Origin of the sequence: Erythrobacter rubeus, from assembly GCF_014705715.1 — a bacterium.
In the GTDB taxonomy this organism is placed as follows: domain Bacteria; phylum Pseudomonadota; class Alphaproteobacteria; order Sphingomonadales; family Sphingomonadaceae; genus Erythrobacter; species Erythrobacter rubeus.
This window is the reverse complement of the sequence record NZ_JACXLC010000001.1, coordinates 2269354-2282768: the sequence shown is the minus strand read 5'-3', so window position 1 is coordinate 2282768 and position 13415 is coordinate 2269354. Positions and strand designations below refer to the sequence as shown.

At 60.7% G+C, this 13415-nt stretch carries 13 protein-coding genes and 1 tRNA gene; 11 read left to right on the top strand and 3 right to left on the bottom strand.

What is annotated here, in order from left to right; genetic code table 11:
* The first annotated feature begins 183 nt into the window (after positions 1-183).
* Positions 184-1740 carry a TIGR00341 family protein gene (locus IB285_RS11285; RefSeq protein WP_328705882.1) on the top strand — a complete coding sequence of 519 codons (1557 nt, stop codon included), beginning with the start codon at positions 184-186 and terminating at the stop codon, positions 1738-1740.
* 22 nt (positions 1741-1762) lie between these two features.
* Here IB285_RS11285 and IB285_RS11280 read toward each other — a convergent pair whose 3' ends face one another.
* Positions 1763-3514, bottom strand: coding sequence for a fatty acyl-AMP ligase (locus tag IB285_RS11280; protein WP_190788264.1), 1752 nt, complete (start codon positions 3512-3514; stop codon positions 1763-1765).
* Positions 3515-3705: 191 nt separating this feature from the next.
* Here IB285_RS11280 and IB285_RS11275 point away from each other — a divergent pair, with 191 nt between their 5' ends.
* The 4 genes from IB285_RS11275 to IB285_RS11260 all read left to right on the top strand — a co-directional run bounded on the left by IB285_RS11275 (position 3706) and on the right by IB285_RS11260 (position 5889).
* Positions 3706-4332, top strand: a complete 627-nt coding sequence (locus IB285_RS11275) for a regulatory protein RecX (RefSeq protein ID WP_234033134.1) — start codon at positions 3706-3708, stop codon at positions 4330-4332.
* A complete protein-coding gene (locus IB285_RS11270; protein ID WP_234033133.1) occupies positions 4322-4858 on the top strand; it encodes a DUF192 domain-containing protein in 537 nt (178 codons plus the stop codon). Before IB285_RS11275 ends, IB285_RS11270 begins: the two co-directional genes overlap by 11 nt.
* Positions 4859-4946: 88 nt before the next feature.
* Positions 4947-5369, top strand: coding sequence for an NADH:ubiquinone oxidoreductase subunit NDUFA12 (locus IB285_RS11265; protein ID WP_190788262.1), 423 nt, complete (start codon positions 4947-4949; stop codon positions 5367-5369).
* A 10-nt stretch (positions 5370-5379) separates the two neighbouring features.
* Positions 5380-5889: a DUF2155 domain-containing protein gene (locus IB285_RS11260; protein WP_190788261.1), complete on the top strand. Its 510-nt coding sequence runs from the start codon at positions 5380-5382 to the stop codon at positions 5887-5889.
* Here IB285_RS11260 and aat read toward each other — a convergent pair.
* Positions 5838-6551 (bottom strand): leucyl/phenylalanyl-tRNA--protein transferase, encoded by a 714-nt coding sequence (aat, locus tag IB285_RS11255; protein WP_190788260.1) that lies wholly within the window; start codon positions 6549-6551, stop codon positions 5838-5840. The genes IB285_RS11260 and aat overlap by 52 nt on opposite strands.
* Positions 6552-6694: 143 nt before the next feature.
* On the opposite strand from aat, the gene IB285_RS11250 reads away from it, so the two are divergent.
* Positions 6695-6770, top strand: a tRNA-Trp gene (locus IB285_RS11250).
* Between the two features lie 149 nt (positions 6771-6919).
* A complete protein-coding gene (locus IB285_RS11245) occupies positions 6920-7069 on the top strand; it encodes a hypothetical protein (protein ID WP_190788259.1) in 150 nt (49 codons plus the stop codon).
* 101 nt (positions 7070-7170) lie between these two features.
* Here the strand turns inward: IB285_RS11245 and IB285_RS11240 are convergent, their stop codons facing one another.
* A complete protein-coding gene (locus IB285_RS11240; protein ID WP_190788258.1) occupies positions 7171-8688 on the bottom strand; it encodes an alanine/glycine:cation symporter family protein in 1518 nt (505 codons plus the stop codon).
* A 371-nt stretch (positions 8689-9059) separates the two neighbouring features.
* Here IB285_RS11240 and secE point away from each other — a divergent pair, with 371 nt between their 5' ends.
* The 4 genes from secE (at position 9060) to rplK (ending at position 13413) form a co-directional block, all read left to right on the top strand.
* Positions 9060-9269 (top strand): preprotein translocase subunit SecE, encoded by a 210-nt coding sequence (gene secE, locus IB285_RS11235; protein ID WP_190788257.1) that lies wholly within the window; start codon positions 9060-9062, stop codon positions 9267-9269.
* A 40-nt stretch (positions 9270-9309) separates the two neighbouring features.
* Entirely contained in the window at positions 9310-9846 is a 537-nt protein-coding gene (gene nusG / locus IB285_RS11230; RefSeq protein WP_190788256.1) for a transcription termination/antitermination protein NusG, read from the top strand.
* Positions 9847-9996: 150 nt separating this feature from the next.
* Positions 9997-12453: a tetratricopeptide repeat-containing sensor histidine kinase gene (locus IB285_RS11225; protein ID WP_190788255.1), complete on the top strand. Its 2457-nt coding sequence runs from the start codon at positions 9997-9999 to the stop codon at positions 12451-12453.
* Positions 12454-12984: 531 nt separating this feature from the next.
* Complete coding sequence (gene rplK / locus IB285_RS11220) at positions 12985-13413, top strand: 50S ribosomal protein L11 (RefSeq protein ID WP_190788254.1); 429 nt, start codon at positions 12985-12987, stop codon at positions 13411-13413.
* Positions 13414-13415 lie beyond the last annotated feature (2 nt).

The following is a 13415-nucleotide window of genomic DNA, read 5'->3' as shown; positions in this document are numbered from 1 at the left end:
TCTTACGCGGCCCTGATATTCCTACTGTATTAGTGATCTAAAACACGGCTTTCAAGATTTCGGCCCACGCTAGCGCGTTTGGCGCCGCCGATCCAACGATTTGCGATTGTGCTATCCATCGGTTTCAAAGGCTCGTAAATAGCCGGGAATTTCCAAGCCCCAAAGACGGGATAAAGACCGATCGTGAGCGAAACCAGTACCCCCTCTGCGCCCTCAGCGAGCGAGGAAAAAGCGACAACGGAAGTCAAACCGCAGGGCTCCACTTTCGGCAGCGTCGTGTTCAGTTGGCGCCGTTGGTGGCTGCGCGATGTGGTGGGTACGGTCAACCAGGCCGAAGTGATCGAAAAGCGCAGAGAGGACTGCCTGCTTTCCGAACGCTATCTGTTCATGACGGCGATGAGCGCCGGTATCGCGGTGCTCGGCCTGCTGCTGTCATCGCCGGCAGTGGTCATCGGCGCCATGCTATTGTCGCCTTTGATGGGGCCGATCATGGGACTGGGCTTCGCGTTGGCGATTGGCGATTACCAGTGGCTCAAGCAATCCGCGCGGAGCCTTGCCTATGGCAGCGCGATGGGTATCGGGCTGACCGCGCTGCTCGTGTACATGTCGCCGATCCAGACGATCACGCCTGAGATCGCCGCGCGCACGCAGCCGAACCTGTTCGACCTGTTCGTTGCGCTCTTTTCCGCGCTCGCCGGTGCCTATGCGATGATCCGCGGGCGCGAGGGCACGATTGTCGGTGTGGCGATCGCCACCGCCTTGATGCCGCCGCTGGCGGTGGTCGGCTTTGGCCTTGCGACATGGAACTGGACGGTCTTCTCCGGCGCGTTGCTGCTCTACGTAACCAACCTCATCACCATCGCGCTCACGGCATGGGGCATGGCGCGGCTTTACGGGTTCAAGACGACGCTGAGCACGCGCAACACCGTGTTTCAGAACATCGCGGTTGCCTCGGTCTTTATCGGTCTGGCGATCCCGCTCGCCTTCTCGCTGCAGCAAATCGCGTGGCAGACCAATGCGCAGCGGATCGTACGGGCGGAGATACAGGAAAAATTCGACAATCGCTCGCTCATCGACGCGCTGGATATCGAATTCGGAACAGAGCCGCTGTCAGTCAGCGCGACTATGCTGACACCCACTCTGCTGGCCGAGGCAGAGGGAGAGATCGAGCGGGCATTGGCGAGCCGCCTTGATCGTCCGGTCGAATTGTCGCTCACCCAGTATCAGGTCGGCACCAGCGCCAGCGCGGCGGAACAGGCGCAATTATCGGCGGCGCGGGCAAGCGAGGAGGCGGCGGCGACTGAGCGAGCAGAGGACCTTGCTCAGCGGCTGGCTCTGGTCGCAGGCGTGCCGGAGAGCGACGTTTTGATCGACCGCACGAGGCGGCGCGCTCTCGTGCGTGCAGAGCGGCTCGAGGATGCCAATCTCGCCGTCTACCGCGCATTGGAAGAGCGCATCGCTCGCACCGAGCCGGAATGGACCGTCGAGCTGCTACCGCCCGCTGGCGCGTTGCCGGCGGAGATACCGTTCGACACCAATGGACCAACCTTGGCAGGCACGCGCGCGCTCGAAATCATAGAATGGGCGGCGACACGGATCGAAATTCCCATCGTCCTCACGGGTGAGGCTGAAAGCGCATCGGCAGCGGCCGAGATCCTGTCGAGCCGCGGCGTAGACGTCGAAGTGCGACCGGGCACAGGACCCCTGCGCGCGCAATGGGGTCAATTGCGGACCGAGTAGAGCCTGGTCAGAGAATTGAGGTCTATGCCGCCAGATCGAGTGGCACGATCTCGCCTGAAAGATACAGCTTTTTCGCCTTCGCCCGGCTGAGCTTGCCAGAAGATGTGCGCGGGAGCGTGCGCGGCGGGACCAGTTCCACGACGCAGCTCATACCCGTGACCGAGCGGACCTTGTCGGAAATCTGTTCGCGCAGCTTCGCGCGCTCGACCGGGTCGGCAACGCGGCAATGGACCAGCACTGCTGGCGCTTCTTCCCCGCCTTCGGTCTCGACCGAGAAAGCGGCGATGTCGCCGTGGTTGAAGCCCGGCAATTGCTCAACCGCCCATTCGATATCTTGAGGCCAGTGGTTCTTGCCGTTGATGATGATCATGTCCTTCGCCCGGCCGACGATGAACAGGTAACCATCGGCGAGATATCCCATGTCACCAGTATCGAGCCAGTCACCTTTTCCGTCTTTGTCAGGCACCAGGCAGTCCTTGGTGGCTTCCTCGTTGCGGAAATAGGAATGCATGACGCTTGGCCCGCGGCACCAGACCTTGCCGATCTGGTGGTCGCCGCGGGCATTGCCGTCCTCGCCGCAGATACGCACTTCCATATCGGGCAGGGCCTTGCCGCAATTGACGATCGCGCGGTAGCGCGCCGGGCGCGAAATATCACGCGGCGTGCCCGACAGACGCTCTTCTTCGACCAGTTCGACACGGATGCCTTCGCCCGGCGGCATGACGGTGACGGCCAGAACCGCTTCGGCAAGGCCGTAGGACGGGGTGAAAGCGCTGGCCTTGAACCCGGCTTCGCTGAAGGCATTGACGAAGCTCTGCATGACATCGGGCCGGATCATGTCCGCGCCGTTGCCTGCGATCCGCCAGCGCGACAGGTCGAACCTTTCGGCGACATTCGACTGGCTCGATATCCGGCGGGCGCAGATGTCGTACCCGAATGTCGGCGAATAGGAGACCGTACGCCCCGGATTGCGGCTGATCATGTCGAGCCAGGCAAGGGGGCGGCGCGCAAACGCATCCGGTTTGAGCAGATCGACCGAAAACTGATTTGCGATCAGCGACAGGAAGCACCCGACAAGGCCCATGTCATGATACCACGGCAGCCAGCTAACGCAGCGATTGTCATTGCCGAGATCCATGGAAACGGCATGGCCGTAGAGATTGTGCAGCAGCGCCTTGTGCGTCACCGCAACACCGGTCGGAAAACGGGTCGATCCGCTGGAATATTGCAGATAGCAGATATCGTCCGAGCTCATCTCCGGCAGGTCGCAATCGGGCGCCTCGCGCGTGGCAAAATCCTGCCAGCTTTCTCCGTGGCACCCCTGCTTGGCGGCGGCAGCAGCGGCCATTTCGCCGATTTCTTCGGGATAGATCAGGATCGCCGGATCCGAGCTGCCGAGCTGCACGGCAAGCTGATCGATATAGCTGTCCTTGCCTCCGAACGACGTGGGCAGCGGAAGAGGCACGGGCCAGGCGCCGGCATAAATGCAGGCGCAAAACAGGCTGGCGAATTCAGGCGCGGTTTCCGCGATCAGCGCGACCCGGTCCTTCGGCTTGATCCCGAAGGCGATCAGGCGGCGCGCCATGACCAGCGCGTCTTCGCGCATCTCGGAATAAGGATAGACCCGCGAAAGTTGTCCACGCATATCGTGGAAATTCAGGCCCTTTTTGCTCCGCGCAGCGTAATCTATCGCTTCGCCAAACGTATCGAACTGGGCGCGAATGCGCGGCAAATCGCAATCATTTGGTGTCGGCGTCAAAGCGTCGTCCCTCATTTTTCTTCAGCGATACCCGTTATTTGCAGCGCGGTTGTCCGCGCTCTATTATGTCCCATTACGCCCATGGCTTGCGCGCCAAGAGCGATCCACTCTTTTCCATTTGATAACGAGTGTGGCACGAATAAGGCGAAAAAGTTACAATGGGTACGAATTCGTCACCAGATAGTCGCGATTGCGGCAGGCCGAGCTTGGATGGCAAATCCGCTCGCAAGCGCAAGAAATCGCGCCCTCTCGACGATTCGCTGCTGCGCGACCTCGCGCTGTCTTACGCCGCCCGCTTTGCGACCACCGGGGCGAAGCTGGAAGGGTATCTCGCCCGCAAGGTCCGTGAGCGCGGCGTTGCCGAGGATGAGGACGGGCGCACGCGCGATCTCAATATCACGGGCCTGGTCACCCGCCTGATCGAGCTCGGCTATGTCGATGACGATGCCTATGCCCGGATGAAAACCCGCGATCTGACCGCGCGCGGCTACGGCGCCCGGCGCGTCGAACAGGCGCTGTGGGCTGCGGGCGTCGAAGAGACCGTGCGCGAAGACAATGCGCCGGGCGAATACAGATGCCGCGAAGCTGCCATCATGCTGGCAACGAAGCGGCGCTTCGGCCCGTTTGGGCGGGCCGCCGACCCGGATGACGAGAGCGAGGATCTGGACGCGCAGCGAAAGACCCGCGAGAAACAGGTTGCCGCCATGCTGCGCGCGGGCCACCAGTATGAGCACGTGCGGTTCATCCTCGATGCAGCCAATGCGGAGGATGTCGAAGAGTGGCTGGCCGAAGCGCGGGACGATGAGGACAATGAGGGACATTATGGCTTTTAACACTATTCTCCGCATTCTTCGTCGCGCCCTTTTCGGGGCTCTTGGCGGGGCCGCGATGCTGGCCGCTGCGTGCGCGCCCGTTGGCGCTGCCGAGGAGACTCAAGCCGCTCCGCCGGCCGAAACCGCTATCGACCGCCATCCCGTGTCCGGGCTCGAAGTGATCGATGTCGAGGTCGTCAGCGGCGAGGAGCGCCATCCTTTCCGCGTCGAAGTCGCCGCTTCGGCAGAGGAACAGGCGAAAGGCCTCATGTTCCGCACCGAAATGGGCGAGAACGAAGGGATGCTTTTCCCAAGCTACACCCCGCAGGCGCGCAGTTTCTGGATGAAGAATACACCGATGTCGCTCGACATCATCTTCATCGGCACAGACGGGAAAATCACCAATATCGCCGCCAACACTGTTCCCTATTCGACGGATTCCGTCCCTTCGAGCGGGCTGACCTCCGCAGTGCTCGAACTGGTGGCAGGGCGAGCGGCGGAGCTAGGCATCGAACCGGGTGACGAGGTCATCTACACCATCCCCTGACGCGGCCCGGCGCAGCGCAGCCGGATTTGCAAGCGGATGGGCAAAACCCGGCTTGGCGGGCACGGCCAATTCGGCTAATCGCCCGGCCATGGGAATCTTCGGAAAAATCTTCACCTGGTGGGACGGCGCGACGCTGGGCACGCACTGGTGGGCAAAGCGGGTTGGCGGCGAGCATGTCGGCACCGATGCGCTGGGCAACAAATATTATCGCAAGAAAGCCAAGGACACCGGCAAATCGACCGGCTCCTACACTCAGAACGAAAAACGCTGGGTGATCTATAACGGTGCAAACGATGCGAGCCGAGTGCCTTCCGAATGGCACGGCTGGCTGCACGGAGCGTTCGACGATGTTCCCGAAAGCAATCTGCCGCCCGCGAAAATCTGGGAGGTCGATTATACCCCCAATGCCACCGGCACCGCGCAAGCGTATCGCCCGCAGGGCGCGCTTGAACGCGGCGGCAAACGCGCCCGCGCCGATGGCGATTACGAGGCATGGTCGCCCGAAGGCTGACAGGCTGACCATGCGCGCTTCCCATCCGCTTTCGGTAATCGCTCTCGCGCTGGCGCTCGCCGCGTGCGGGAGCGAAACGGAAGACAGCGATACGGTGGTCGTGCCGATCGACCAGTCGCAGGACGATGCCGGCAGCGGGCAGGGCGGCGTCCAAGAGGATGGAGCGGCGTTGCCCGCGCAAACCGGAGCCACGCCCATGGCCGAGCGCGTGGCGACGATCGGTCTGCTGAACAAGCGCAATAATGTGAGCCAGGATTTCGAGATGCGACCGGGGGAAACGGTCGAAGAAGGGCCCGTGATCCTGACGCTTGCGGCCTGCGAGCGGACTGCGCCTTGGGAAATGCCGAAGGAAACAGGTGCTTTCGTTCAGGTGGATATCCGCAACCGCCGGGCGTCCGAACACACCCGCGTCTTTTCAGGCTGGCTCTTCAAGGAATCGCCCAGCCTCAACGTGGTCGAGCACCCGATCTACGACGTCTGGGTCAAGGATTGCGCGATGAGCTTTCCCGGAGACGAGTGAGCTTCGCTCGCGGTTTCAACGAGATCGTCAAACGCCTGAACAAGCGTCTTTGGCGGCTCGCACTCGGCTTGCGATACCAGCGTGAGATAATCCCGCTGCGGCATTTCGACGGCTCCCATCGAGGCAAGATGGTCGGTCATGAATTGGCAATCGAGCAACCTGAAACCCGCATCGCGCATCAGGGCCACGAGCCAGCACAGCGCGACCTTGCTCGCGTCGCTCGCGCGGCTGAACATGCTTTCGCCGCAAAAAACCGAATCGAAAGCGACGCCGTAAAGTCCGCCTGCCAGGGTAGGCTGCCCGTCCTCCGCAGGAAGCCAGCATTCCACCGAGTGCGCATGGCCCGCTTTATGCAATTGCTCGTAACTGGCGATGATGCGGTCGCTGATCCAGCTTTCCGGGTGCCCCGGCCGCGGCTTCGAACAGGCACGGATCACTTGCCCGAACTCCCGGTCGATCGTGACGGTGAACCGGTCGCTGTGCAGCGTCTTGCGCAGGCTCCGGGAGACATGCAGCCGGTCCAGCGGAATGATTGCCCTATCGCGCGGTTCGACCCAGAAGATATCGGTGTCCTCGCGCTTGTCCGCCATCGGGAATATCCCGCTGCGATAGGCGAGCAGCAGGGTGTCCACGGGAATCAAAGGGCTGAACGGAGAGTGCATTGTGAGCCTGAGGATACCATGCGCAGCCCGTCAGACCAGTGGCTTGGTTCTCTGATGCGATAAAGCGAGCGGTGTGCGTTTGGATCGGAGCGCATCAGATGTTGCCTATCCGAAATCGCGAGGCTAAAGCGCGCCTCTCGTGCAGGGGCGTAGCTCAGTTGGTAGAGCGTCGGTCTCCAAAACCGAAGGTCCAGAGTTCGAGTCTCTGTGCCCCTGCCACCTCCTAAAAATTCGTTAGATCTCCAACCTTGGCGCGCCATTCGTCGTGCGCCTGGTGCGCTCGATCGGCTCGTTTAGGGGAACCAACTTAGCCTGGCGCGGTTGAACCCTGCAAAACGACATATCAAAAGCCCAAGGAGATCAATGAGATGACGAGCGCTCCGATCCGTTCTAGCAAGCCGGACAAATGGTCCAATCCGCGCCCGCACACAGACGCAGCGACGCGCCAGATGAAATATGGCCGTATTCGGCCGATGGAAGAGCCTGGCTTGCTGGAGCGCTGGTTCGGCCTGCGGTAGATTCGCCGGCATACATCTCACGAAAAAAGAGCGCTGCGGTTTGGTCCGCAGCGCCCTTTCTTGTCCGAGAGATCGGCAGCGCGCCGGAGAGCGCCCTTAAATCAATACTCCTCAGGTTCCTCCGGCGTATCCGCCGTGAACGTTTTTCCCGCTTTCTTGTTACCCTTGGCAATCGCGAAGACCACGCCCGACAACAGAGCGAGGGCGAGCAGGTTTGGCAGAGCCATCGCGGCGTTGGAAATATCGCCGAGGCGCCAGACCAGCTCGGATGGCTGAGCCGCGGCGAGCCAGATGACGACGCACCAAACCACACGCCAGATGATGTGCAGGGTTTTCTCTCCGCCCCGGCTCGAACCAGGGATCCGGTCGTAGATGAAGGTGATCGCCCGCTCGCCGTAATACGACCATGTCAGCAGGGTGGTGAACACGAACAGGATCAGCGCGACGCTCGCAATGAGAGTCCCGATCGGGACACCTGCCAGCTCGACCGGAAACGCCGCAGCAAATGCGCCGCTTGTCATTTCGAAGCCGACGCGGTCGGATTGCCAGGCATGCAGCACCGCCTCGCCGCCCGCGGTGAAGTCACCGCGCACGGTCAGGATAACCAGTGCCGTCATGGTGCAGATGATGATCGTGTCGATAAATGTGCCGAGCATCGCCATACGGCCCTGCTGCTCGGGATCGTTGGTCTGTGCCACGGCGTGCGCGATCGCGGTCGAACCCTGGCCTGCCTCGTTGGAGAACAGTCCGCGGGCCACGCCTGCGCGGATCGCAATGATGATCGCTGCGCCTGCAAAACCGCCGGTCGCCGCTTGCGGATTGAACGCGCCGTAGAAGATCAGGCCGAACGTTTCGGGCAGATCGGCGAAGTTCAGGATGAGAGCGATGGCCGCCATGATGACATAGGCGCCTGCCATGAACGGAATGATCTTTTCGGCAACGCTGCCGATCGATTTGATCCCGCCAATGATGACGACGAACACCAGCACCGCGACAATCGCGCCGCCGATGGCTTCCTCGATACCGAACAATTCGTTGAGGCCGTCGGCAACCGCATTCGCCTGGATCGAATTGCCGGTGACCAGCGCCGAGAAGAGCGTGCCGATGCAGAACACGATGGCGAGCCACGTCCATTTCGGACCGAGACCCATCATGATGTACGTCATCGGGCCGCCGCGCAGCACGCCGTCGCTGGTGCGCTCACGGTAGCGGATGGCGAGCGATCCTTCGGCGAAGGCGAGTGCCATGCCGAACAGGGCCGTCACCCACATCCAGAAGATCGCTCCGGGTCCGCCCAGCGCGATCGCGGTCGCAACGCCCGCCAGATTACCCGTGCCGACTTGTCCGGAAAGCGCGGTCGAAAGCGCTGCGAAGGGCGAAATCTCCCCGTCGCCCGATCCCTTGCGGCTGGAGAACAGCCCCTTGAACGCGCTGCCAAGCTTGATGAGCGGATAGAATTTCAGCCCGACCATGATCCACAGGCCGATGCCGAGCAGGACGATGGTCATCGGCGGGAAAGGCAGAACCTCCACCCCGTTCCACGTTCCGCCCCAGATGAAATCCGAAACATTGGTGATCGGCGCGATCCAAGCTTCCGCGCCGGTCGGTGCTGCAGCCATTATGGCTTCCCCTCGAACATTGATATGCGTCCCCGAACGGGTGACCCCGAATTGAAGCCCAACACGCTAGAGCCGCGTTCCCGGCTTGACTAGCCCCCGGCTGCGCATTTGAGCGGCAGTGGTGCGTTTTCGCCATGCCCATGGACCATACCCGCGTAACCCACCCAATCTGCGCGCCGCTGCGCTTGCTTTTGCGTGAGGCCGGGCGTAAGGGACACAGCGTCTTCCGACATTGTCAGTTACGAAAAGCCCCTCCGGCGATCTTGTCCCGGACGCAGGCGACACTTACCTGACAGACTTGGCATGCGGCCCCGGGGGCCTGTAGACCGCAGCCGGAAGCAACGCAGTTTTACAAGGACGAGGCTGATCCAATGGCCGAAGAGAAAAAGCGCAAGACATCCCTGCCCGAATTCGTGAACCAGGTTCGCACTGAAACCGGCAAGGTCGTGTGGCCCACCCGCGAAGAGACGGTTCGCACCGCGATCTTCGTGTTCATCTTCATGGTGATCCTGTCGCTGTTCTTCTTCGGGATCGACAGCCTGTTCAACGCAATCGTCAATTTCCTGCTCACGCTCGCCTGATCCGGCGCGGACAAAGCAGGCAGTTTTTCAAGGATAATCCATGGCTCGCTGGTACATCATTCACGCCTATTCCGGCTTCGAGAACAAAGTGAAGGAAGCGATCCTTTCCGAGGCCGAACGCCTTGGCCTGGCCGAGGGCGTCGAAGAGGTCGAAGTTCCGACCGAGACCATTACTGAGGTCAAGCGCGGCAAGAAGGTTCAGGTCGAGCGCAAGTTCATGCCGGGCTATGTCCTCGCCAAGCTGAATATGACCGACGATGTCTACCACCTCGTCAAGAATACGCCGAAAGTCACCGGCTTCCTCGGTTCGGGCAACAAGCCCCAGCCGATCAGCGAGAAAGAGGCCGCGCGCTATTTCGGCGGCGTCGAAGAAGCGAAATCCGCGCCCAAGCAGCAGGTCAATGTCGATTACGAAATCGGCGATCAGGTCAAGGTGCTGGACGGCCCGTTCGCAAGCTTCAACGGCGTGGTGGAAGAGCTCGATTTCGACAAGGCGAAGGTCAAGGTCAGCGTTTCCATCTTCGGCCGCGCGACGCCTGTCGAGCTGGACTTCGAACAGGTTGAATTGGTGAAATAAAAGCTCCGCGAGAGCGCCGTGCACTTCGAAAGAAGAGCGGTTGCATTTCGGGCTTCAAAAATTCCCGGTTCGTGATAGCTTCCTGCGGGATCGGCGGGAGGGAAGACCGCCCTTGACGGGAGGAGCGGCTTCGTCTCGCAGCTTTTGTCGATGAGCCACAGATCGCGGTGCGGTTTCGTGCGAGCGGCAAGCCTCGCGCTAGCGGCAGCGCTTACTCTCGCCTCGTGCTCGCAAGCCTCAAGAGAAGCGATCGGCGTGCCCGAATGCGCGCCGCTGCTCGATGTCGACCTTGCCGTTTCTCCCGACAAGACGCAGGCAGTGAAAAGCTGTGTGACCGCGCTGGTGCAGGCAGAGCCGGCCGATCAGGACCAGTTCGCCAAGACCTATGCCTCGGCATATCCGCAGACCATTCCGGCGTCCCGCTTCGACGAGTTTGTGCCATCGCTGGCAGAGGCAGCTGCGCAAATCTTCGAGGCGATAGCGATCCGGTCGGAAATACGCGCCGAGCCTGATCAAGCCGAAGAAACGATGCAGCGCATGATTGACGACGCGCGCAGCGGCTCGAACCATCAAGCCGAGACAATCCTGATGCACTCGCTTGGCACCGCGGCCTTCTATCGCGGCGACGTCGAACAAGCGCGGAGCCGAAGCGAGCGAGCGCTGGCGCTGGCCGGCGAACACCAGATGATCGGTTTCGCACCGCATATCCGTTCCGGCCTCGGGGCGATCGCGGCGCGTGAAAAAGATGTCTCCGGCGCGTTGGAGCAATACCGTGCCAGCTTCGACATCATTCCGTCATTGAACCACATGGGGCGTAAGCTTCTGTGCCGGAACACGTCGATAATTGCGAGCGACAAGGCGACGCTTAGTGATCAGGCCCTCGATGACCTTATCGACGGTGCCGAAGCCGAAGGACAGCCCGAATATGCCTCGTGCTTGATGCTCGCCAAGAGTTTGCGTGCGCGTGTCCGTTACGACACGGACGAAATGCGCGACGTCCTGCTGACCATCCTCGATCGGACAGAGCAGGGGGAATTGTCGTCCTTCAAGCCAGAGATCGTCTACGCGCTGGGACAACACGCTTATCTGGTAGGCGATTTCGCGGGCGCGCTTGAGAGTTACGAGGAGGTAATCGACCTCTATCGATCGGAAGGCGATCTCACTGGAGAAACCACCGCTACCAACAGCATAGCCAATGTTCTCGCCGATATCGGCGACTATGAGCGGGCGATCGGCATGTACGAACGCGCACTGGACCTGTGGGAGCAGTCACGATTGACGTCTGCATCACGAACATCGACGTTTCACGCCAATATCGGTTGGGCTCTCGCCATGCAGGAAGATCACGCTGCCGCGTTGACCCGCTACAAGGTAGCCTACGATACTCTGCGAGAAGAACCGAAGCACCCGCTCAACGGCTTCCTCAATTATCACTACGCAAAATCGCTTCATGCGCAAGGCCGCACTCAAGAAGCGTTGAAGATGGCGCAAAGTGCTGTCCCGGTCACGTTGGAGCGGCGCAACCCGCTTGAGGCAGCGGCCATGCTCAGCTGGATGTCGGGCGTGCATCTTGAGCGCAATGAGACGGTGGAGGCGGATGCGACGCTTTCGCAGGCGCAGGCGATCATAGAGCGTGAGGATGTCGACCCGACTTCGCTTTCGGGCGACTCCTCCTACCGCTATTGGGAGGCTGACTTCAATTCGAACATGGCGACCCTGCTCGGGCGCATGGGCCGCGCCGATGAAGCGCTTGGTTATGCGCAGCGCGCGCTTGAACTGGGCAATACGCGTTTCGAAAGTGAAAAGCTGGAAGCGGCAGCGAATACCGAACTCAAGTTCGATCTCTGGAACAATGAGCAGGCTCTGTCCTTATCGCAGCGCGAGGCCGAGGTCCGTCAATTGCGACTTGAACGCGCTAACGGATTTGTGGTCGCCGGCGCGGTGTTGGCGCTGCTAGCTCTGCTTGCCGCTTTCTTCGCCTATCGCTCCTACCGGATGCAAACGCGGCTGGTCGCTGTGAAGAATACCTTCCTGCACGAAACTCAGCACAGGGCTGGGAACAACCTCCTGCTGCTCTCGAGCCTGCTACGCATCGGATCGCGGCAAATCGGCAAGGGGACCGATGCCGCGACGCTCGCCAAGTCAACCTCCGACCGGGCGCGGACGATGGCGTTGATCCACCAACACCTTTATCGCAGCGACAGTGCGGGCGACATCGACGCGGCGGCGTTCTTCGACGATCTGCTGGACCTCATGCGCAAAAGCATGGGCCGGGAAGAGGTGGAACTGACGGGCCATTTCGAACAGCTCGATATCCCCGTGGACGCCCTGACACCGCTCGGCCTGATCACCTGCGAAATGGTCACAAATGCCTACAAGCACGCGTTTGGTCCTGAAGGCGGTACGATAGAGGTCGAGCTTAAACAGGACGCGGGTCAGAAAGTTCTGGAAGTGCGCGATAACGGACGCGGACTCCAGGAGCCGGCGCGCAAGGACGACAATGGCTTTCACGGCGTCGAACTGCTTAATGACCTGGTCGATCAGATAGGCGGGCGCATTGACCAAGCCGAGAGCGAACGCGGGACCCACTGGCGCGTTACTTTCTGAGGTTTTGATGCAGGTGACGTAGCGGGTGCGGGTGTGCGGGCAGGCCTTATCTCGACCCGCATGGTTGTGTGAAGCAATTCGCATCACTGCGGTGCCGCGTGATGACCGTTGCTATAACGCGGAGTGCTGTTTTCCTACTCTAGGATGAGCGGGTATCGAGACCGGGCAAATCCGATCGATGTTCTCGGTCATTCTGAAGAGAGCTGATGCAAGGAAAATGGAAGCTGACACTTTGCAGGCTCATAAGGCATCGGAAATCGAAATTAGTTTCGATAAATCAATTCAGTATGATGATTACGAGTTTTTTCGAAAACATGCACTTGCGCGGTCCATGTCTCGGTCGTGGTCATGGTTTAGCGCTTGCAAAAGCGTCCGGAATCGCTATGTGCGCCCCTTCCCTAGCAATGCTTTGGAAATCCGCGCGGGAGGCTGGCGATGTCAGCCGCTGGACCGCTTAACATGAGCCTCCTTCGACAAACTCAGGATGAGCGGGTCATCTGAAGGAGGCAACAGTGAGAAAGGAGGCCATTCATGGCCAAGAAGATTGAGGGCTATATCAAGCTCCAGGTGCCTGCGGGCACCGCAAACCCGTCGCCGCCGATCGGCCCGGCGCTGGGTCAGCGCGGCGTTAACATCATGGAATTCTGCAAGGCGTTCAACGCCGCGACGCAGGACATGGAAAAGAACGCCCCGATCCCGACCACGATCACCGTCTATGCGGACCGTTCGTTCACCTTCACCACCAAGACCCCGCCTGCCAGCTACCTCCTGAAGAAGGCCGCGAAGGTTAAGAAGGGTTCGGGTGAGCCGAACAAGGACAAGGTCGGCAAGATCAGCCAGAGCCAGATCAAGGAAATCGCCGAGACCAAGATGAAGGATCTCAACGCGAACGATATCGATCAGGCCATGAAAATCATCGAAGGCTCCGCGCGTTCGATGGGTCTCGAAGTGGAGGGCTGATA